Annotated in this window: 17 protein-coding genes; 11 read left to right on the forward strand and 6 right to left on the reverse strand. The window is 66.0% G+C overall.

Going from position 1 to position 21,252, the window contains the following annotated elements; translation table 11 throughout:
- Nucleotides 1–4: 4 nt before the first annotated feature.
- Nucleotides 5–850, reverse strand: a complete 846-nt coding sequence (locus GSH16_RS10120) for a heme-dependent oxidative N-demethylase family protein (protein ID WP_160854611.1) — start codon at nt 848–850, stop codon at nt 5–7.
- 77 nt (nt 851–927) lie between these two features.
- Nucleotides 928–1,320 (reverse strand): methylglyoxal synthase, encoded by a 393-nt coding sequence (locus GSH16_RS10125; protein WP_160854613.1) that lies wholly within the window; start codon nt 1,318–1,320, stop codon nt 928–930.
- A 131-nt stretch (nt 1,321–1,451) separates the two neighbouring features.
- Between GSH16_RS10125 and parE the strand changes: the two genes are divergently transcribed.
- Entirely contained in the window at nt 1,452–3,437 is a 1,986-nt protein-coding gene (parE, locus tag GSH16_RS10130) for a DNA topoisomerase IV subunit B (RefSeq protein WP_160855196.1), read from the forward strand.
- A gap of 138 nt (nt 3,438–3,575) precedes the next feature.
- Here parE and GSH16_RS10135 read toward each other — a convergent pair whose 3' ends face one another.
- Both GSH16_RS10135 and GSH16_RS10140 read right to left on the reverse strand, forming a co-directional pair.
- Nucleotides 3,576–3,785 (reverse strand): MerR family transcriptional regulator, encoded by a 210-nt coding sequence (locus GSH16_RS10135; protein WP_160854615.1) that lies wholly within the window; start codon nt 3,783–3,785, stop codon nt 3,576–3,578.
- 433 nt (nt 3,786–4,218) lie between these two features.
- Nucleotides 4,219–6,036: an ABC-F family ATP-binding cassette domain-containing protein gene (locus tag GSH16_RS10140; RefSeq protein WP_160854617.1), complete on the reverse strand. Its 1,818-nt coding sequence runs from the start codon at nt 6,034–6,036 to the stop codon at nt 4,219–4,221.
- A 109-nt stretch (nt 6,037–6,145) separates the two neighbouring features.
- Between GSH16_RS10140 and GSH16_RS10145 the strand changes: the two genes are divergently transcribed.
- The 3 genes from GSH16_RS10145 (at nt 6,146) to trpE (ending at nt 10,808) form a co-directional block, all read left to right on the forward strand.
- The gene (locus GSH16_RS10145; protein WP_160854619.1) at nt 6,146–7,339 is read left to right on the forward strand and encodes an aminotransferase; all 1,194 of its coding nucleotides are present in this window, start codon (nt 6,146–6,148) and stop codon (nt 7,337–7,339) included.
- Between the two features lie 86 nt (nt 7,340–7,425).
- Nucleotides 7,426–9,294, forward strand: coding sequence for a peptidylprolyl isomerase (locus GSH16_RS10150; protein WP_160854621.1), 1,869 nt, complete (start codon nt 7,426–7,428; stop codon nt 9,292–9,294).
- 2 nt (nt 9,295–9,296) lie between these two features.
- A complete protein-coding gene (trpE, locus tag GSH16_RS10155) occupies nt 9,297–10,808 on the forward strand; it encodes an anthranilate synthase component I (RefSeq protein WP_160854623.1) in 1,512 nt (503 codons plus the stop codon).
- An 85-nt stretch (nt 10,809–10,893) separates the two neighbouring features.
- On the opposite strand, the gene GSH16_RS10160 is transcribed toward trpE, so the two are convergent.
- The gene (locus tag GSH16_RS10160; protein WP_160854625.1) at nt 10,894–12,627 is read right to left on the reverse strand and encodes a divergent polysaccharide deacteylase family protein; all 1,734 of its coding nucleotides are present in this window, start codon (nt 12,625–12,627) and stop codon (nt 10,894–10,896) included.
- 127 nt (nt 12,628–12,754) lie between these two features.
- Between GSH16_RS10160 and GSH16_RS10165 the strand changes: the two genes are divergently transcribed.
- From GSH16_RS10165 to lexA, 6 genes are all read left to right on the forward strand, one after another.
- Nucleotides 12,755–13,336: an anthranilate synthase component II gene (locus tag GSH16_RS10165; RefSeq protein ID WP_160854627.1), complete on the forward strand. Its 582-nt coding sequence runs from the start codon at nt 12,755–12,757 to the stop codon at nt 13,334–13,336.
- Nucleotides 13,333–14,349 (forward strand): anthranilate phosphoribosyltransferase, encoded by a 1,017-nt coding sequence (trpD, locus tag GSH16_RS10170; RefSeq protein ID WP_160854629.1) that lies wholly within the window; start codon nt 13,333–13,335, stop codon nt 14,347–14,349. Before GSH16_RS10165 ends, trpD begins: the two co-directional genes overlap by 4 nt.
- 17 nt (nt 14,350–14,366) lie before the next feature.
- A complete protein-coding gene (trpC, locus tag GSH16_RS10175; RefSeq protein WP_160854631.1) occupies nt 14,367–15,173 on the forward strand; it encodes an indole-3-glycerol phosphate synthase TrpC in 807 nt (268 codons plus the stop codon).
- A complete protein-coding gene (gene moaC / locus GSH16_RS10180) occupies nt 15,170–15,652 on the forward strand; it encodes a cyclic pyranopterin monophosphate synthase MoaC (RefSeq protein WP_160854633.1) in 483 nt (160 codons plus the stop codon). Before trpC ends, moaC begins: the two co-directional genes overlap by 4 nt.
- Nucleotides 15,652–16,836 carry a molybdopterin molybdotransferase MoeA gene (locus GSH16_RS10185; RefSeq protein WP_160854635.1) on the forward strand — a complete coding sequence of 395 codons (1,185 nt, stop codon included), beginning with the start codon at nt 15,652–15,654 and terminating at the stop codon, nt 16,834–16,836. Before moaC ends, GSH16_RS10185 begins: the two co-directional genes overlap by 1 nt.
- A 72-nt stretch (nt 16,837–16,908) precedes the next feature.
- Complete coding sequence (gene lexA / locus GSH16_RS10190) at nt 16,909–17,601, forward strand: transcriptional repressor LexA (RefSeq protein WP_160854637.1); 693 nt, start codon at nt 16,909–16,911, stop codon at nt 17,599–17,601.
- On the opposite strand, the gene GSH16_RS10195 is transcribed toward lexA, so the two are convergent.
- Nucleotides 17,595–19,652, reverse strand: coding sequence for a ComEC/Rec2 family competence protein (locus tag GSH16_RS10195; protein WP_160854639.1), 2,058 nt, complete (start codon nt 19,650–19,652; stop codon nt 17,595–17,597). The two genes, lexA and GSH16_RS10195, sit on opposite strands and share 7 nt — an antisense overlap.
- Nucleotides 19,653–19,751: 99 nt before the next feature.
- Here GSH16_RS10195 and gltX point away from each other — a divergent pair, with 99 nt between their 5' ends.
- Nucleotides 19,752–21,164 (forward strand): glutamate--tRNA ligase, encoded by a 1,413-nt coding sequence (gene gltX, locus GSH16_RS10200; RefSeq protein WP_407941065.1) that lies wholly within the window; start codon nt 19,752–19,754, stop codon nt 21,162–21,164.
- The last annotated feature ends 88 nt before the right edge of the window (nt 21,165–21,252 follow it).

Consider the following 21,252-nt stretch of genomic DNA (forward strand, 5'->3'; position numbering starts at 1 on the left):
GCTGCTAGGCCGGTTCGGTGGACAGCCAGACCGAACCGGCATCTTCCCGCCAGAAGGGGCGCAGCCCCTCGCGCTGATCCTCGGTCAGGCTATGAACCGGCACCATGAATGTGTGGATCCCGAAGAGGATCGCGCCCGTTTCCGGCAGCCTGTGCAGCGTCTGGCGTTCGACGCGGATGAAATGCGGGCCCGCTGCGGGGACCGGACGGTCCTGTCCCTCCCGCCGCGGTGCGAAGAGATCCGGCGCGCCGTAAAGGTGGTAGTTGGCGCGCCAAAGCGGCCGGTCAGGATGCAGCGCATCGAAGAGCCGGCCGACACGCCGCGCCATATCATCGGCATAGCGGTCGACAGGCGCATGGATCCGCAGCATGGACCGGCCGATTTTCTCGGCCAGTGTCCAGCTTGCCGGAAAACACAAGGTTGCGGCGAGGAGCCGCGCCGCAGCCCCGCCCTGCCCCTCGAGGATCAGAAGATCCTCCTGCACGAGCCGCGCCAACCTGTGGGTCACCGGCCCCGCAGTCGGGACCGTCGCACCATCCGGCCGCCGGATGAAACCATCGCCGATCTGATAGTCCGGTCGTGCCTGCAAAGCAGCCAGCACCATCCTGTCCAACTCGGCCAGCGCGTCTGCCGCCTCCGGCAGATCGGCACAGACCGCGTCGGGCCGGGGTGCGACCAGCCGGTCGCGTTCCGCCATCTGACCGGCAAAGGCATCATCGACCAGAAAGGGCGTCTTTTCCCCAAACGGCTGGATGCCCGGCAACCGCCGTGTCGCGCTGGCCGCCCAGGGCGCGATCGGCAGGATGCTCTGGCAATAGTCGGGCACGGATGGGGTCAGGTCGTCGGGCATGGGGCCTCGGGCTCTTGGTCTTGTTCCCTCCGTCCTACCGCATCACGCCGAGCCGCCTCAAGCCGCAGAGATGGTGGTCAGCCCCCGCCCGGCGCCTCCAGCCCCTTCAGGAGAATCGTGGCCGCGCGCGCCGAAAAGGCCATCGGCAGGTCATAGACGATCCCGAGCCGCATCAGTGCCTTTACGTCCACGTCGTGGGGCATGGGCGACAGCGGATCGACAAAGAAGATGAGCGCATCCATCCGGTCCTCGGCGATCATCGCGCCGATCTGCTGGTCGCCGCCAAGAGGCCCGCTCTTGACTCGCGTGACATCCAGATCCGGCAGCGCCTCCAGCAGCCGCCCGCCCGTCGTCCCGGTGGAGATGATCCGCGCCGGAGCGAGCAGCGCCGCATGGGTTTTTGCCCAGTCGACCAGCCCGTCCTTCCGCGCATCGTGGGCAACGAGCCCGATCGTCAATTGCCGTGTCATTGCTCGTGTCTCCGCTCGATCACCGCGCCGCGCGCGCGGACAAGATATTGCTGTTCCCCTGCGCGCTCTGCCATACTGCTTGATAAGAGCAGAACAGATTCGGGAAAACCCGCCACATGTCACAGGCCGCCATGTCGGACGACGATCTCTTTGCCGGTGCCGCACCGGATCAGGGCTATGACGCCTCCTCCATCGAGGTTCTCGAAGGGCTGGAACCGGTGCGCAAACGGCCGGGCATGTATATCGGCGGCACCGACGAGCGCGCACTGCACCATCTGGTGGCCGAAGTGCTCGACAACAGCATGGACGAGGCCGTGGCCGGCCACGCGACCCGGATCGAGGTCGAACTGCACGGCGATTTCTCGATCTCGATCTCGGACAATGGACGCGGCATTCCGATCGACCCACATCCGAAATTCCCCGACAAATCGGCGCTGGAGGTCATCCTCTGCACGCTTCACGCCGGCGGCAAATTTTCCGGCAAGGCCTACGAGACATCGGGCGGCCTGCACGGGGTCGGAATCTCGGTCGTCAACGCTCTGTCCGATTTCGTCGAGGTCGAGGTGGCGCGCAACAAGGAGCTTTTCCGGCAAAGCTTCTCGCGCGGGATCCCGCAAGGTCCTGTCGAGAAAATCGGACCGACCCAGAACCGGCGCGGCACACGCGTGACCTTCCATCCCGATGCGGAGATCTTCGGCGCCCATGCGCGGCTGAAACCGGCCCGGCTGCTGAAGATGGTCCGCTCGAAGGCCTATCTCTTCTCCGGCGTGGAAATCCGCTGGAAATGTGATCCGGTCTGCCTGAAAGAGGGCGACGAGACACCGGCCCAGGCCACGTTCCATTTCCCCGGCGGGCTGGCCGATTATCTCAACGAGTCGCTGAAAGGCGCGGCCACCTACAGTGACGCGCCCTTCGCGGGTCGTGTCGATTTCTCCGAAAAATTCGGCGCCGGCACACCCGGCCGCGTGGAATGGGCGATCAACTGGACGCCGAGCCGCGACGCATTTGTCTCCTCCTATTGCAACACGGTCCCGACCCCGCAGGGCGGCACGCATGAGGCCGGTTTCTGGGCCGCGATCACCAAGGGCATCCGCGCCTATGGCGAACTGGTCAACAACCGCAAGGCCGGCCAGATCACCCGTGATGATGTGATGTCGGGTGGCTGTGCGATGATCTCCGTCTTCATCCGCGATCCGGAATTTGTCGGCCAGACCAAGGACCGGCTGGCCACAACGGAGGCGCAGCGCCTCGTCGAAAATTCCGTGCGCGACCATTTCGACAACTGGCTGGCATCCGACACGAAATCGGCGGGCGCCATCCTCGACTATCTGGTGCTGAAGTCGGAAGAACGGCTGCGCCGGCGGGCCGAGAAGGAAACCCAGCGCAAATCGGCGACGAAAAAGCTGCGCCTGCCGGGCAAGCTGGCCGACTGTTCCGGCGCGACACGGGACGGGTCGGAACTGTTTCTGGTCGAGGGCGACAGTGCGGGCGGCTCGGCCAAACAGGCCCGCGACCGCAAGACCCAGGCCGTCCTGCCCCTGCGCGGCAAGATCCTGAACGTGCTCGGCGCGTCCGGCTCCAAGATGATGCAGAATCAGGAGCTGAACGACCTCTGTCAGGCGATGGGCGTGCAGATCGGCGCCAAGTTCAATGTCGAGGATCTGCGCTACGACCGTATCATCATCATGACGGATGCCGATGTGGATGGCGCCCATATTGCCGCTCTGCTGATGACCTTCTTCTACACCCAGATGCGCCCGCTCATCGATCAGGGGCATCTCTATCTGGCCGCGCCGCCGCTCTACCGGCTGACGCAGGGCGCGCGCTCGGTCTATGCGGCCGATGAGGCGGAGAAGGACATGTGGCTCGAAAAGGGCTTGGGCGGGCGCGGCAAGATCGACGTCAGCCGCTTCAAGGGTCTGGGCGAGATGAACCCGTCCCAGTTGAAGGAAACCACGATGAACCCCGACAGCCGGACTCTGATCCGCGTCACGATCGACGAGGACGAGCCGGGGGAGACAGGCGATCTGGTGGAACGTCTGATGGGCAAGAAGCCGGAGCTTCGGTTCGCCTATATTCAGGAGAATGCCCAGTTCGTCGAGGAAATCGACGTCTGAGAAACCGGGGGCTTCGTCACCGGAACTGCCGGCACGTCGCCCAAAAAGAAAAGAGCGGTCCGAAAAGTCGGGCCGCTCTTTCTTTTGTCGGACCGGTCGCGGCCTTCCGGCCGCGCCCGGTTTACGACGGTCATTCGATCATTCCGCGACGATGGCGTCGATCCGCTGATCTTTTTCCCACTGGCGCAGGTCGCTGTCGACAACGCCTTTGATCTCGGCCAGCTGCGAAACGGAGAGCGTCGGGCTCACGCCGAGCTGGGCGGCAAGCTGGGCATTGGTCATGGCGAAGGCAGAAGTGCCGGCCAGGGTGACGAAGCCAAGAGTAGCGGCGGTAACGAGCGTTTTCATGTTGTGTCCTTTCAAAGTTCGGTTTCGGTTTTGATGCCGTTGCTGTTCGGCATGACTGGGATTTGGGAAGGTTCAGGACGCTCTGCAACGCTCGGAAATCAGACGATTTTGTGAGGTTCAGCCCCCCTTGAATGTTATCTTGCGGATCATACCAACCACCCGTTTCGCGCCGAGAAGCGGCTGGAAATGCGTTTCAGGTCAGGGACTTGGAGGGACCGACACGCGGACATTTGCGCATCACGCCGCGGGGATGAAACCGGTTTGGATCGGTGTGAATAGACTGATATTTCAGGCTTTCACGGCTCGGTAATGCACCCTTGTGGTGCGCAAACGGAGAATTGCGATTTCGGAAACAGTGCCCCAAGAGCGCCGCGGCATTGTTTTCAGGGCAAACGGGCGCGGATCTCGGGCGAAACGGAGCCCCGAAGGGCCGCTATTCGCCCGCTTCCAGCTCCAGCCACTGTTCTTCCAGCGCCGCCAGCCGCTCCTGCCGCTCCAGAAGCCCTGCACTCGCCTTCTCGAACTTTTCGGGCGCGGTGGAAAACAGGTCCGGATCGGCGAGGAAGGTTTCAAGCTTCTCGATTTCCGCACTGACCCGCGCCATGTCCTTCTCGATCCGGTCAACCTGCTGGCGGTTCACCTTGCGCGCAGCCGTGTCTGACACATCCGGTTTCGGAGTTTGAGCGGTTTTGCGTGGCGCGGGTTTCGGCGCCACCGTCTGCCCGCTGCCGACCGGCCCCGCATCGCCGCGTTGCGCGAGCATATCGGACCAGCCACCGGCATAGACGGTCGCTCGTCCACCGGGCTCCAGCGCCACGGTTGTCGTGGCGACGCGGTCGATGAAGTCGCGGTCGTGGCTCACAAGAAGCACCGTCCCGCCATAGTCGAGCACCAGTTCCTGCAACAGATCAAGCGTCTCCACATCCAGATCGTTGGTCGGCTCATCGAGGATCAGCAGATTGCTTTCGCGCGCCATAAGGCGGGCCAGAAGCAGCCGCGCCTTCTCCCCGCCCGAGAGCGCCGAGACCGGACCGCGCGCCTGTGTCTCGTCAAAGAGGAAATCCTTCAGGTAGCCAACGACGTGGCGCGGCGTGCCGCGCACCATCACCTGATCAGACTTGCCCGACACGCCCAGTTCGGGATCCTGCGCCAGCGTGTCCCAGAGCGATTTGTCCGGATCGAGCGCCGCGCGGTTCTGGTCGAATGTCACCGGCAGCAATCCGGTCCCGATGCGCACGCGCCCGCTGTCCGGCGGTTCGGCTCCGGTCAGGATGTTGAGAAGTGTGGTTTTGCCGCTGCCATTCTCCCCGACGAGCGCCACCGTTTCCCCGCGCATCACGCGGATGGAGAAGTCACGTAGGATCACCTTGGCGCCGAACGCCTTGGTGACATGTTCGGCCTCGGCCACCAGTTTGCCGGAGCCGGGGGCGGCATCGAAGGCCAGCGCGGCCGTCCCGCTGCGGCGCACCTGTGCGGCCCGTTCCGCCCGCATGTCCTGCAGGCGCCGGACGCGGCCCATGTTGCGTTTCCGGCGGGCCGAGATGCCTTCGACCGCCCAGCGGCCCTCGGCCTTGATGAGCCGGTCCAGCTTGTGCCGTTCAAGATCTTCCTCGGCATGGATCTTGTCGCGCCAGTCCTCGAAGGCGGCAAAGCCCTTCTCCATCCGGCGCACCGTGCCGCGGTCGATCCAGAGCGTGGCCTCGGTCAGGTTTTTCAGAAAGGCGCGGTCATGGCTGATCAGGACAAAGGCCGTGCGGGTGTCGCGCAGGAACCCTTCGAGCCAGGAAATGATCCCGATATCGAGATGGTTTGTCGGCTCATCGAGCAGCATCAGATCCACGTCGCGCGACAGGAGCCGTGCCAACGCCGCGCGGCGGCGCTCACCACCCGACGCGGCTGCAGGCGCGATGTCGGGGCTCAGCCGCACGCCCTCCATTGCCATGTCGGCGCGGAAATGATCGGCCGGATCGAGCCCGTCTCGCACATAGTCGCCAAGTGTCCCGTAGGCACTGAAATCGGGGTCCTGTTCCATATAGCCCACGGCCATGCCCGGCCGCAGGAAGCGTGTGCCGGCATCGGGCTCGACCAGTCCGGCCATCACCTTCAGCAGTGTCGACTTGCCGGACCCGTTCCGCCCGACAAGGCAGATGCGGTCTCCGGGATTGATCGACAGGTTCGCGCCGTCGAGCAGCGGGCTGGTGCCGAAACCGAGCGTGATATCGGCGAGGGTCAGGATGGGTGCGGGTGCCATGCGCGGTTCATGCGCGAGGCCGCCAGCAGCGTCAAGGGCAAGCGGGTGCCGTCGGTCTTGCGCGGGGCAGCGGTTTCGACCACTCTCCGACCGACCAAGGAGACTGCCCATGCCCGCGCCCCGTTTCAGCCATACGATCGAGGAAACCTTCGCCCCCCCTGTGATGGAAGCGCGCCGCTGGCTGGCCGAAGCCACGCCCGACCCCGACCAGCCGCTTCTGAACCTGTCGCAAGCCGCGCCGGTCGCGCCGCCGCCACGGGCTTTGCGCGAGGCCATTGCAGAGGCGGCGCTGACAGATGATGCGGCACATCTCTATGGGCCGGTGCTCGGCCTGCCCGACCTGCGGGATGCCGTCGCCGCGCGCTGGACGGAAGTTTACGGCGCACCGGTCTCGCCCGGTCAGGTGGCGATCACCAGCGGCTGCAACGAGGCATTCGCCGCCGCTATTTCGGTCACGGCCGCCCCAGGCGAGGAGGTCATCCTGCCGACGCCCTGGTATTTCAATCACAAGATGTGGCTCGACATGGCCGGCATCCGTGCTCGGCTCCTGCCCTCGGGTGACGGGATGCTGCCCGATCCGGAGGAAGCCGCGGCGCTGATCGGACCGGACACACGCGCCATCGTGCTCGTGACGCCGAACAATCCCACGGGCGCGGAATATCCGGCCGGACTCATCGCGCGTTTCGCCGAACTGGCGCGGTCGCGCGGCCTGCGGCTGATCCTCGACGAGACCTATCGCGATTTCCATTCCGGCGACGGCGCGCCGCATCGCCTGTTCGAAGATCCGGACTGGGGCGATACGGTCATCCAGCTTTACAGTTTTTCCAAGGTCTACCGCCTGACCGGTCACCGTGTCGGGGCGCTGGTGGCGGGCGAACCGGTGCTGGCAGAGGTGGAGAAATTCCTCGATACGGTCACGATCTGCCCCAACCAGCTCGGCCAACGGGCGGCGCTCTACGGATTGCGGCATCTGAGCGGGTTCGTGGCCGATGAGCGGGCCGAGGTTCTGCGCCGCCGCGCGGCCATGGAAGAGGGTTTTTCGGCGCTTGCCGGCTGGCAGCTTCTGGGCTGCGGGGCCTATTTCGCCTACTTGGAACATCCGTTCGATAGCCCGTCGGACACTGTTGCGCAGGCGCTCTTGCGCGACAAGGGCGTGCTTGTGCTGCCCGGCACCATGTTCGCCCCCACCATCGCCAAGGGCGGCGACGGCAGCGCCGAGGCGCAGCTTCGCATCGCCTTTGCCAATGCCGATCTGGGCGGGATCGCCACACTCTTCGACAGGCTGAAGGGATTTGCCGCCTAACTGGCCTTGTTTCCCCCCGATTGTGTGCCTAAAACGCTTGGAACATTGCCCGAAGGGCAGCCTTTCTGACGCAGGGACTTCATTGCATGCTCACCTCCTTCCGCTCGAAGAAATCCAACATTTTCGTCTGGATCCTCATGGGGCTGCTCATCGTCGGTCTGATCGGCTTCGGCGGTCAGGTCGGGTCCGGATTTGGGCCGCAAGCCGTCGCCACCGTGGGTGAGGAAGATGTGACCGCGGACGACTATGTCCGCGCCATGCGGCAGGAACTCAACCGCTTCTCGCAGCAGACCGGCCAGTCGCTGACCATGAGCCAGGCCCGCGCTTTCGGCGTCGACCGGATGGTGCTGGGGCGGCTCGTGAACACGGCCGCGCTCGATGGCGAAAGCACTGCGCGCCAGATCTCTGCGAGCGACGCCACCGTGGCGACAGAGCTGCGCCGGACACCGGCGTTTCAGGGGCTCGACGGCAGTTTCGACAAGGATGCCTACGAGTTTGCGCTCGATCGGCAGAATCTCTCGCCCGCGGAATATGAGGAACTGGTGCGCGACGGGATTGCCCGCGACCTTCTGAACACTGCCGTAAGCGCCGGCATTCGCGTGCCGATGGCCCTGCCCGGCGCGATTGCCGCCTATGTGGGCGAGGAACGCAGCTTCGAGATGGTCCGCCTGTCAGCCGACACGCTTGGGGTCGAGGCCCCCTCGCCCGGCTATGGCGCGCTGCAGGCTTACCATCAGGAAAATGCCGAGCGCTACACCACACCCGCGCAGCGCCAGATCACCGTGGCCTATGTCACGCCGGAACTGATGATCGATCAGGTGGAGATTGCCGAGGAAGACTTGCGCGCGGCCTATGAGGATGCGGGCGAGCGGTACAATACCCCTGAGTTGCGCGCGGTGGATCGGATCGTCTTCGGCACCGCCGAACAGGCGCAGGAGGCCCGTGACAGGATCGATGCCGGCGACGCCGATTTCGATGCGATCGCAGCCGAGCGCGGGCTGAGCGACAGCGATATCGACCTGGGTGACCAGCGGCGCGAAGATCTTGCCCCTGCGGCGGCCCAGGCGGTCTTTGCCGCGACGGACCTTGGCGTGGTCGGCCCCGTCGACAGCAAGCTCGGCCCGGCGCTCTTCCGTGTGAACGCCATTCTCGACGCGCAATCCACACCGTTCGAAGAGGCCCGCGAGGAGTTGCGCCGCGAGGCAGCCCGCGAGATCGCGCTCGACCGGATTGCCGCATTGGCCGAACCGGTGCAGGACCTGATCATTGGCGGGGCGACGCTGGAGGAACTGGCCGAAGAAACCGACCTGACGCTCGAGACGATCAGTTTCGACGAAACCATGGATCAGGGACTGGCAGGCTATGAGGCGTTCCGCGCCGAGGCGCTTGCGGCCGGGATCGGGGAAGACCGTGACGTGCAGGATCTGGGCGATGGCGGCATGTTCGTGCTGCGCGTGGAGGGCGAGACCGACCCCGTCCTGCAGCCGCTCAACACGATCCTGACGCAGGTGATGGAAGACAAATCTGCCGAGGACCGCCGTGCGAAACTGGCAGACATGGCCGAGGAAATCCGGACCGCGCTTGAGGGCGGAGAGACGCTTGCGGATGCGATCGGGGACCGCCCGCTCAGCATCGAGGCGCAGGGCCCTGTCGCGCGCGACACCACCCTGCCCGGCCTGCCGGCCACGCTCGCAGCCGACCTGTTCGAACTGGAGGCCGGCCAATCGATGCTCCTGACGGCGGGAGACGACATCCTGCTCGTGCACCTGACCGACATCATGCCTTTCGATGTCGATACCGAGGATAACGGCCAGTTGCTCGACACATTTCGGGCGCAGATTTCCCGACAGGTATCGGAAGATATGTTCGGCTATTTCGCACAGGCCCTGCAAGCAGAGGCCGGGGTGACGCTCAATCAGGCGCTGCTCGACAATATCAACGCGCAGTTCCCCTGACGATGAGCATCCAGCCCGCCTTTGACGCATTTTCCGCCGGGTTCGAGGCCGGGCGGAACCAGGTCGTCTATACCCGCCTTGTCGCGGATCTCGACACGCCCGTGTCGCTGATGCTGAAACTCGCGCAAGCACGCAAGGACAGTTTCATCCTCGAATCCGTGACCGGAGGCGAGGTGCGCGGCCGCTATTCGGCCATCGGCATGAAGCCGGACCTGATCTGGAAATGTCACGGGACGACCGCATCCATCAACCGCGACGCCCGGTTCGATCCCGACGCGTTTCGCGAGGAAGATGCCGACCCGCTGACTTCGCTCCGCGCGGTGCTGGAGGAAAGCCGCATCGACCTGCCCGCGGATCTGCCGCCCATGGCCGCCGGTCTGTTCGGCTATCTCGGATATGACATGGTGCGGCTGGCGGAAAAATTGCCCGAACCCAATCCCGACCCGCTCGGCCTGCCCGATGCGGTCATGCTGCGCCCGACGGTCATGGTCGTGGTCGACGGGGTGAAGGGCGAGGTCACGGTGATCTCTCCGGCATGGGCCAGTTCCGGCCTGTCGGCGCGCGCGGCCTATGCGCAGGCCGCCGAACGGGTCATGGATGCGGTGCGCGATCTGGACCGGCAGCCGCCTGTGGACACGCGCGACCTGGACGCGGACGGGACGGCACCGTCGCCGGTGTCCAACATGAGCCGCGACAGCTATTTCGAGATGGTCGCGAAGGCCAAGGACTATATCAAGGCGGGGGACATCTTTCAGGTCGTGCCCAGCCAGCGCTGGAAGCGGCCCTTCACCCTGCCGCCCTTCTCGCTCTACCGCGCGCTGCGCCGGACGAACCCGTCGCCCTACATGTTCTTCTTCAATTTCGGCGGGTTCCAGATTGTCGGTGCCAGTCCCGAAATCCTTGTCGAGGTCAAGGGACGCGAGGTCACGATCCGGCCCATCGCGGGCACCCGTCCGCGCGGCAAGACGCCGGAGGAGGATCTGGCGCTCGAAGCCGATCTGCTCGCCGATCCCAAAGAATGTGCCGAACATCTGATGCTGCTCGATCTGGGCCGCAACGATGTGGGCCGCGTGTCGAAGACCGGCACGGTGGACCCCAATGAGCAATTCGTCATCGAGCGCTATTCCCATGTGATGCATATCGTGTCGAACGTGCGCGGCATCCTGCAGGACAAATATGATGCGCTGGCCGCCCTTCTTGCCGGCCTGCCGGCCGGCACCGTGTCAGGCGCGCCCAAGGTCCGCGCGATGGAGATCATCGACGAGCTGGAGCCCGAGAAGCGCGGCGTCTATGGCGGCGGCTGCGGCTATTTTTCGGCCGGCGGCGACATGGATATCTGCATCGCGCTGCGCACGGCGGTCATCAAGGACCAGACGCTCTATATCCAGGCGGGCGGCGGTATCGTACATGACAGCGACCCGGAGGCCGAGTTCCAGGAAACGGTCAACAAGTCGAAGGCCCTGCAACAGGCAGCGGACGAGGCCGGCCTTTTCGTGAGCTTCCGCGGCAACTGACCGGCGGCAGATACAGACATGAAAAAGCCCGCCGGTCCGGCGGGCTTTTGTCGTTCCGGGGCTGCGGCGGTCCGGCGGTCCGGTGTCAGCTCCCCTCCACCTGACGGCGAATGGCAACGCTGACAGGTGCAATTTCGAGCGCCTTCGCCCGGCCGTTCAGGAGCCATGACAGGATCGCATTCACCGTTTCGGGGAATGTGTGGCCGATCACAACCGCGCTGCCGACCTTGGAGGCCTGGAAGGCCGACCGGTCGAGCGCGGCGCCAATTTTTGCCACGTCCAGTTCGTCATCGATGACACGATAGGATTCGATGGCCGGGACACCTTCCACCGCGGCCAGTTCGGCAGCCGAGGTCAAGCCGCCCGCATTGGTGATCAGCGCATGCCCCGTCGGCTTGATATCGGCCAGAACCGATTTGACCAGATCGCGGTTGCGATGCAGCGACCCGCCGGGCTGGTCCATGACGGCAAGCGCACCGGGCACCGTGTCGAGCATGCCCTGCACGACAGCGGCCGTGTCCGCCGGATCGCTGGACGAGGTCAGGCTGTCATAGGGGGTGAAGACCACCACCTCATGCCCCGCCTCGCGATAGGCCATGGCTGCCGCTGCAGCCCCCTCATTGTCGCCCGCAAGCGCGAAGGTAACCGGCACACGCACCGAGAGAAGATCGTCCCGCGCCACACCGTCCGCGCCGACATCGACAAGGATGATCGACAGGACCGGCTTGTCGCCCGGCCCGTCATAGGGCTGCGCGAAAGCCTCGAAGGCTGCGCCGCCGGCATCTGCCAGCACAGGCGCTTCGCTCCCGTCACCGCCCTCTGCCGGTGTATCCGCTTCGGGTGCGGCGTCGGCAGCTTCGGCTTCGGGTGCCGCATCCGCCGCCGGCGTCTCGCCGGTTTCGGCAGGCGCGGCATCACCTGTCTGCGGCAGGGCCGGTGCCGTGTCTGGCACGGCAAGCGCCAGTTCCTGCTCAGCCGGGGCTGGCGTGTCCGCACCGCTCAATTCAGGGTCGGCCCCCGCCAGTTCCGGATCGGCGCTATTCAGCTCGGGATCCGCGCCTGCCAGTTCCGGATCGAACCGCCCGTCCGGCAGCAACAACGGGTTGTCGTCGATCTGCACGTCCGTGGCGGACCCGACAGAAAAATCGCTGCCGCCCACCGGCGCATCCGACACGATGATGATTTCCTCTTTCGGCACACCGACCGTGTCGAGGTCAATCTCCTCTTCCTCGCGGTCAGGCACGATGTCGATCGGCTCTTCAGGCGCCGCATCGGCCAGTTCGGCTTCCGGCTCGGCCGGCGCTTCGGTTGCGGCCGGGGCCAGAGCCACATCGGTCGCCGGTTCGCTTGGCAGTGCTGCCGGCGCACTGTCCCCGCCGCTCGGCGCGGTCAGGCTGCTCTGGCTGTCGCTTGCAGGGGCTTCCGGCGCCTGCGATCCGCCGAGCGGAGCGGCGGGCGCGGCATCACCGGGAAGCGCCGGCGCGCTCGATCCGTCCGAATCCGGCGCACCGCCGACCACGGGGGGCGCAGTGCTCTCTGTTGCGTCGGGCGTCGTGTCGCCAGCATTGGCCGACGCCGTGGGCGCGGCCGGCGCCGGTGCCGTCACTGCGGGTGCGTCCTGCTGCGGCAGACGCGCGCCTTCGGGTGTCTCCGGCGTATCGAGCGGGGCGAGGGATTCGAAGATCGGCGGTGCCGCCACGCGGTCCGATCCGCCGGGGCCGAAAATCGACCAGGCCACCATGCCGATCGCGATCAGGAACCACATGGTGAAGAACCCACGCCAGAACCCGCCTACGCGTTCCACCTTCACATTCGCCATTCGTCAGACCTCGTGCGCTTTTTTGGGGACAGGCGCCCTTGACCCCGAAACCATGATCAGACCATGTATAGCTCGCAAATCCGGCGAGACCACCTTAAAACGGTGAAAATCCATTGAGAGGAACAGCATGCTGCTGTTGATCGATAACTACGACAGTTTCACCTACAATCTGGTGCACTATCTCGGCGATCTTGGGGCGGATGTCCGCGTCTACCGCAATGACGAACTGGACGTGCAGGCCGCGATGGCCCTGCGCCCCGAGGCGATCATGCTGTCGCCCGGGCCCTGCGATCCCGATCAGGCGGGCATCTGCCTTGCGCTGACAGAAGCCGCAGCGGAGACGCGCACGCCGCTCATCGGGGTCTGTCTGGGGCATCAGAGCATCGGCCAGGCTTTCGGCGGCCGCGTTGTGCGCGCGGACCAGATCATGCATGGCAAGATGGGCGAGATCCACCACCGAGGCACAGGCCTGTTCAAAGGCCTGCCCTCGCCCTTCCAGGCGACACGCTACCATTCGCTGGTCGTCGCCCGCGACGGATTGCCCGATGTGCTGGAGGTGACGGCAGAGACGCCCGACGGCACCATCATGGGTCTTCAGCATCGTGACCTGCCGATCCACGGGGTGCAGTTTCACCCCGAATCCATCGCGTCCGAACATGGCCATGCGCTGTTGCGCAACTTCCTCGACACCGTGAAGGAGCCGGCATGAGCGACGGGTTCAAGGCACTGATCGGCGCGGCGGCCGAAGGGCCGCTGTCGCGCGGGGATGCGGAAACCGCTTTCGGGCTGATCATGGAAGGCGAAGCCACGCCGGCACAGATCGGCGGCTTCCTGATGGCGTTGCGGGTGCGCGGCGAAACCGTCGATGAGGTTGCCGCCGCAGCCACCGCGATGCGCGCGCGCTGCGTGCCGGTTCAGGCCCCTGCAGACGCGATGGACATTGTCGGCACGGGCGGCGACGGCAAAGCGACGCTCAATATCTCGACCGCGACCGCCTTTGTGGTGGCGGGCGCCGGGGTGACAGTTGCCAAGCATGGCAACCGCAACCTTTCGTCGAAATCGGGTGCCGCCGATGCGCTGACCGAAATGGGCGTGGACGTAATGGTCCCTGCCCCGGTCGTGGAACGCGCGATCGCGGAAGCCGGCATCGGGTTCATGATGGCCCCGATGCACCATCCCGCAACCCGTCATGTCATGCCGGCGCGGCAGGAACTGGGAACGCGGACGATTTTCAACATTCTCGGCCCGCTGACCAATCCGGCCGGCGTCAAACGGCAGCTGACCGGCGCCTATGACCGGGCGCTCTTGCGGCCGATGGCAGAGACACTCGGCCAGCTTGGGTCCGACCGCGCCTGGCTCGTCCATGGCGGCGACGGGACGGACGAGATTTCTATCGCCGGTGTCACATGGGTTGCGAAACTCGAGGACGGCACCGTGACGGAAGGCGAATTGCATCCCGAGGATGCCGGCCTGCCGGTGCACCTTTTCGACAGCATCCGCGGCGGAACGCCGGCGGAAAATGCCGCGGCCTTCCGCGACCTGCTCGACGGCACCGCCTCGGCCTATCGCGATGCGGTGCTGCTGAATGCCGCCGCCGCACTCGTCGTGGCCGGCCGGACCGGTGATCTGCGCGAAGGCGCCGACATGGCGCGGGAGAGTATCGACAGCGGCCGCGCGAAACAGGCCATCGAAACACTGGCGCGGATCACCAGCGCCGCCTGACCCAATCAAGGACGCCCATGCCCACCATTCTGGACAAGATCAAGGCCTACAAGCTCGAGGATGTCGCCGCCCGCAAGGCCGCACGCCCGCTGGCGGAGGTTGAAGCGGCGGCGCGTGCCGCGTCGCCCGTGCGCGGCTTTGCGGACGCACTCCGAAGGGCGTCGCAGGACGGCTACGGCCTGATCGCGGAAATCAAGAAAGCCAGCCCGTCCAAAGGGTTGATCCGCGCGGATTTCGACCCGCCGGAACTGGCGCGGGCCTATGCGCGCGGCGGCGCCACCTGTCTGTCCGTGCTGACCGACACGCCCTCGTTCCAGGGGGCGGATGCCTATCTGGAAGCCGCCCGTGCGGCTGTAGACCTGCCGGTTCTGCGCAAGGATTTCCTTTACGACACCTATCAGGTGGCCGAGGCGCGTGCGCTTGGCGCGGACTGTATCCTGATCATCATGGCGAGCGTATCGGACACGCAGGCCGCTGAATTGGAGGCGGCGGCCTTCGACTGGGGCATGGATGTGCTGGTGGAGGTGCATGACGCAGCCGAACTGGACCGGGCGCGCGCCCTCAAATCCCCGCTCCTTGGCGTCAACAACCGCGACCTCAACACATTCCACACCACGCTCGATACCTCGCGAAAGTTGGCGGAACTGGCCGATCCGGCACGGATGCTCGTCTCCGAAAGCGGGCTGAACACACCACAGGACCTTGCCGACATGGCCGCCATCGGCGCGCGGATCTTCCTGATCGGGGAAAGCCTGATGCGGCAGGCCGATGTGGAAGCCGCGACCCGCAGTCTCCTCGCCAATCCGGTGCGGGGCGCGGCATGAGCACCTCCGGCCTCACCCATTTCGACGCCGAGGGCAAGGCGCAAATGGTCGATGTGTCCGGCAAGCCCGTGACCGCGCGCGTCGCGGTGGCCGAAGGCGCGGTGCACATGGCGCCGGACACCCTGTCGCTTATCGTCGAAGGTCGTGCAAAGAAGGGCGACGTGCTCGCCGTGGCCCGCCTCGCCGGAATCATGGCGGCGAAAAAAACCCATGACCTGATCCCGCTCTGCCACCCGCTGCCGATCAGCAAGGTGGCGGTCGACCTGCAGCCCGATATGGCGGACAACCGCGTCACGATCCGCGCCGAGGTGCGCACGACCGGCCAGACCGGTGTGGAGATGGAAGCGCTGACAGCGGTGAATATCGCGGCGCTGACCGTCTATGACATGGTGAAGGCCGTCGACAAGGCAATGGTCATTTCCGACATTCGGCTGACCTTGAAAGATGGCGGGAAATCAGGCCGCTACGAGGCAGACTGATGATTTCGGTCGAGGAGGCGAGAGAGCGGATCGCGGCGCTCCTGTCGCCCCTTGAAGCGGAACAGGTGCCGCTGGCCGAGGCCGGCGGGCGCGTGCTCGCCGCGCCGGTCCGCGCCGCCCGCACCCAGCCGCCCTTCCGCACGAGCATCATGGACGGGTATGCAATGCGGTCCGCCGATGCCCGTCCGGGACACACGTTGCCCGTGGTCGGGGAAGCCGCCGCCGGCCGCGCCTTCGACGGATCGGTACCCGCAGGATGCGCGATCCGGATTTTCACCGGCGCACCCGTGCCGGATCCGCTCGACCGCGTCGTCATCCAGGAGGATGTGCGCCGCGACGGCGACCGGATCACCCTCAACAACCGGATCGAGGCGGCCGCCTTCATCCGCCCGGTCGGCGCGGATTTCGAGACGGGCATGGAACTGGGCGCGCCGCGCAGGCTGGGTCCGGCCGACATTGCGCTCATTGCAGCCATGGGCGTCGCCACCCTGCCCTGCATCCGCCAGCCCCGTATCGCGCTGATTGCCACCGGCGACGAACTGGTGATGCCGGGCGCAGAGGTCGGGCCGGACCAGATCGTTGCGTCCAACAGTTTCGGGCTGAAGGCCATGCTGGAAGCCTCCGGCGCCCGCTGCCGCCTGCTGCCCATCGCGCGTGATACGGTCGCGGACCTGCAGGCGGTGCTGCGCCTCGCGGAAGGGTCGGACTTGATCGTCACCATCGGAGGCGCCTCGGTCGGCGACCATGATCTGGTGCAGACCGCTGCCGAGGGCGCCGGCCTGTCGCTCGACTTCTACAAGATCGCGATGCGGCCGGGAAAACCCTTGATGGCCGGCCGGCTCGGGGACGCGACGCTGATCGGCCTGCCCGGCAATCCGGTGTCGGCCATGGTTTGCGGGCAGGTGTTCCTGCGCCCGATGCTCGATGTTCTGGCCGGGCTTGGCCTGCAGCCGATGGACACGCGCACCGCCACGCTGACCCGCCCGATGGGACCGAACGGCCCGCGGGCGCATTTCATGCGCGCCACGGTCGAACGCCGCGCCGACGGGCTCCATGCGACACCGGCGGAGCGGCAGGATTCGGCGCTCCTGTCGGTGCTCAGCGCGAGCAATGCACTCCTCATCCGGCCGCCCCACGATCCGGCGCGTGCATCCGGCGACCCGGTGGAGGTGATGCAGCTTTAACGGGAGTCGTTGACACAAAGCGCGAACTTTTGTAGAACGTGGTGGAACGAAAGGGCGACAAAGGGGCAGTCCATGTTGACGAAGAAGCAGTACGACCTTCTGGCCTTCATCAAGAAGCGGATGGACCGGGACGGGATCCCACCCTCTTTCGATGAGATGAAGGATGCGCTCGACCTGCGCTCCAAATCCGGCATCCACAGGCTGATCACGGCGCTGGAAGAACGGGGATTCATCCGGCGACTCGCCCATCGCGCCCGTGCGATCGAGATTGTCCGCCTGCCTGAAGGTTTGGCGCAGGAGGACGGTTTTGCGCCCCGCGTGATCGACGGCGGCCGCGACCGTGCACCGGAAGCCGACCTCCGCCCCGCGGCGGACGGCTATGCGATCGAACTGCCCGTGATGGGGCGGATCGCCGCCGGAACGCCGATTTCCGCCATTCAGGAGATTTCGCACAATGTGGCCGTGCCAGCCGGCATGCTCGGATCCAGCGGGAAACATTTCGCTCTGGAGGTGAAGGGCGATTCGATGATCGAGGCCGGCATCAACAATGGCGATATCGTCGTCATCCGTGAACAGCCCGATGCCAGCAACGGCGATATCGTCGTCGCCCTGGTGGAGGATGAGGAAGCCACGTTGAAGAGGCTGCGCAAGAACGGATCCGCCATTGCGCTCGAAGCCGCGAACCCGGCCTACGAGACCCGCGTCTATCGCGATGATCAGGTGAAGGTGCAGGGTCGGTTGGTCGGTCTGATCCGGACCTACTGACCGGACTGGAGGACCGAAGGCCCACCGGCCCAGGGGCGCACCCTTTGTGCCGGGTCGGTCCAGCGCAGGTCCGGCCGCTTGTTTGAGCCCCGGAAATAGACCGCAACCGCGCCGCGCTGGTCCAGATCGGATCGACCGATCGCGACGCAGGGGCCATTTTGTGGCGCCGGGCCGGGCAGGATCAGCAGGTGCTGTGCCCGACAGACCGGCTCGAACCCTTCACCCTCGCGCATCAGGACGATCGTCCACGCGCCCGAACGGGCCAGACGAAGCCCTCCATCGCGGGTCCAGCCTGGCCGTTCTGCGGCGGCTTTCAGGTCCGCCGTGTCACCATCCGCCGCAAGCCAGTTCTCGACCGCAAACCGGTCGCCGCGGGCGTCCGACAGGCTGCGCCCTGCTTCGGTCAGAAGGCCCGCCACGCGCCCGGACGGGGCCACGATCAGGTCGGGCCGCGGCGTGAGCAACCAGAGGGCGATACCCGCGGCCGCCACCGGCAAGCCGCCCCAGTTGCGTCGCGCCGCAAGGCAAACCCACAGCCCCCCCGCCGTGACGAGAGCCAGTGCCATGGGCGGTCCGGCCGGCACAGCCGCCACCGCGCCGGGCCAAGACGCCACCGTCGCGGCAATGGCGAGCACCAGGGCAATCCCCTTCCCCATCACCCAGAGCGCAGGCGCCGCCAGCCCGATCGGCGCGAGACAGGCCGCCGCAATCGCGCCCGGCATGATGACACTGCCCATCACCGGAACGGCCAGCATGTTGGCAACAAGCCCGTAGCGCGGCGCGAGATTGAAGTGATAGGCGGCGAACGGTGCGGTCGCGGCACCTGCCACAAGGGCGCTTAGCGCCAGAGCCGCGAGCCAACGGGTCGCAAGCGCCGCCCATCCTTTGGCCGGCCCGAAGCGCCCGCGGACCGCGCCGAAGGCCGCGACCAGCGCCAGCGTGGCTGAAAAGGACATCTGGAAGCCGGCCTCCAGCACCGTTCCGGCAGGACCGAGGCACAGAAGGACCAGCGCCGCGATCGTCACCGACCTGATGGTCAGAGCCGGCCGGTCGAGCATCACGGCCCCGAGCATGATCGCCACCATGACAAACGCCCGCTGTGTCGCCACGTTTCCGCCGGAAAGGCCGAGATAGGCAATCCCGGCCGCGAGCGCGGCAAGTGCCGCAATCTTGCGAACAGGCCAGCGGTCCCCGACCGATGGCAGCATCAGCAGCGCCAGCCGCGCGAGCGCAAACACCAGTCCCGTCAGCATCCCCACATGCAGCCCGGAGATCGCCAGCAAATGCGCTAGGTTCGCTGCTCGCAGATGCGCCACATCGGCCGGATCAAGCTCCGAGCGGTCACCGGTCAGGATCGCGGCGGCAAACCCGCCGCTCCGCCCGTCCATCCGCGACCGGAGTGCACGGGACAGACTGACGCGCCGGACCTCGATCCAAGTCCGCCAGCCGCGCGCGTCGGCAGGTGGATAGCGCAGCACCGGCAGGGGCGCGAAACCGGTGGCCCCTATCTGGCGGAAATAGCTGTAGCGCCGGAAGTCGAAACCGCCGGGTTCCACCGGGCCTTTCGGGGCGGCAAGCCCGGCTTCCATCAACAGTCCCTGGCCCGGCAGCAAGGGCCTGTCAGGCAAATCGCCGCGCATCACGATCCGGACCCGTTCAAGCGGTGGGCCGGCCCATCCGAATAGCGTGACATCCTCCAGCAGCACACGCGGATGGCCACCGGCCGACCGGTCGAGCGCCACGATCCGCCCCGCGACCGGACCATACCAGTCCCTTTCGATCACCGGCGTCGCGATCCGGACGGTTTTCAACGCCCCGAGCCCGAGGCCGCAGACCACTGCCAGCACGAGGAGGACCGGCACCGGCGTCGCCGCACGTTTCCAGCCGAGCCAGACGAGCGAGACGGCACCCGCCGCAGCCCAGAGAGCCGCCATGCGCGGTGTCGGCTCCTGCCAGAGCGCGGCATAGACCGCCATGCCGGCACCGAAGGCGACGATGGCGGCATCCGCCACCTGTCCGGCAGCGCGCGGGCTTTGCCCCGGCTCGGACACGCCTCCCCCTTCCCGGGCCGATGGCCCCTTGTGACCGCGGACCGAAATGGCCTACATACCGGGGCAAATTCTTCCCAATTCTTGGTTTCCGAGAGGTTAATCATGGCTCCGACCGCCGCTGATACCGTCACGCGTTTCGCCCCGTCCCCGACCGGGTTCCTTCATATCGGCGGCGCCCGCACCGCCCTGTTCAACTGGCTCTATGCCCGCCACAATGGCGGCAAGTTCCTGCTGCGGATCGAGGATACGGACCGCGCGCGCTCCACACCGGAGGCCACTGAGGCGATCCTTGACGGCATGCGCTGGCTCGGGCTCGACTGGGACGGGGACGCGATCAGCCAGTTCGGCAACCGCGACCGCCATCAGGCCGTGGCAGAAGATATGGTCGCCCGCGGCACCGCCTATCGCTGCTATGCCACGAAAGAGGAAATCGACGCGTTCCGTGAGGCGGCAAAAGCTGAAGGTCGACCGCCGCTCTTCCGGTCGCCCTGGCGCGATGCCGATCCGGCGACAGCGCCCGATGCGCCTTATGTGGTGCGGCTGAAGGCGCCGCGCGACGGGGAAACCGTCATCCGCGACCGCGTTCAGGGCGACGTCACCTTCCGCAACGAAACGCTCGACGATCTGATCCTCCTGCGCTCGGACGGCACGCCGACCTACCTGCTGGCAGTCGTCGTGGATGATCACGATATGGGTGTGACCCATGTGATCCGCGGTGACGACCATCTGACCAATGCCGCACGGCAGGCGCTCATCTATGCCGGAAATGGCTGGGATGTGCCTGAATTTGCACATATTCCGCTCATCCACGGTCCGGACGGCGCAAAACTGTCGAAACGCCACGGCGCGCTCGGCGTGGACGCCTATCGCGACATGGGCTATCCGGCGGAGGCGATGCGCAACTATCTGGCGCGGCTCGGCTGGTCGCACGGAGATGACGAGTTTTTCACCACCGAACAGGCGATCGGCTGGTTCGATCTGGCGCAGGTCGGCAAATCGCCTGCGCGATTCGACTTCAAGAAGCTGGAAAACCTGTCCGGCCAGCATATCCGCGCGATGGCGAATGACCGGCTTCTGGCCGAGGTCGAAGATTTTATTGCGGTGCAAAACAATCCGCCGCTCACCGATACGCAGCGGGCGCTCTTTCTCTCTGCGATGGACGGGCTGAAGGAACGCTCCAAGACATTCCCGGAACTTCTTGAAATGGCGCACTTCTTCTTGGGTGAGCGCCCCTTTGTGCCGGATGCGAAAGCAGCAGCGATCCTCGATCCGGTATCCCGTGGTATGCTGAACAGATTGACTTCGCGCCTGCGGGATGCTAGCTGGTCCGCAGAGAACCTTCAGGCCGTCACCCGTGACTTCGCCGAGGGGGAAAACCTGAAACTTGGCAAGGTGGCACAGCCACTGCGCGCAGCCCTGACCGGACGCACGGTGTCTCCGAGCGTGTTTGAGGTCATGGAGCTGATCGGACGCGACGAAACCCTCGCCCGACTCGAGGACAGCGCTGTCTGACGCACGGGATGTCAGGCGCTCGGTGGCGGCGCATCCCGCGCTCCGCCGGCGCATCCCACGCGCCGCGCATGCGCATCCCCGGCCAGGG

The organism is Oceanomicrobium pacificus (assembly GCF_009833495.1).
Lineage (GTDB): Bacteria > Pseudomonadota > Alphaproteobacteria > Rhodobacterales > Rhodobacteraceae > Oceanomicrobium > Oceanomicrobium pacificus.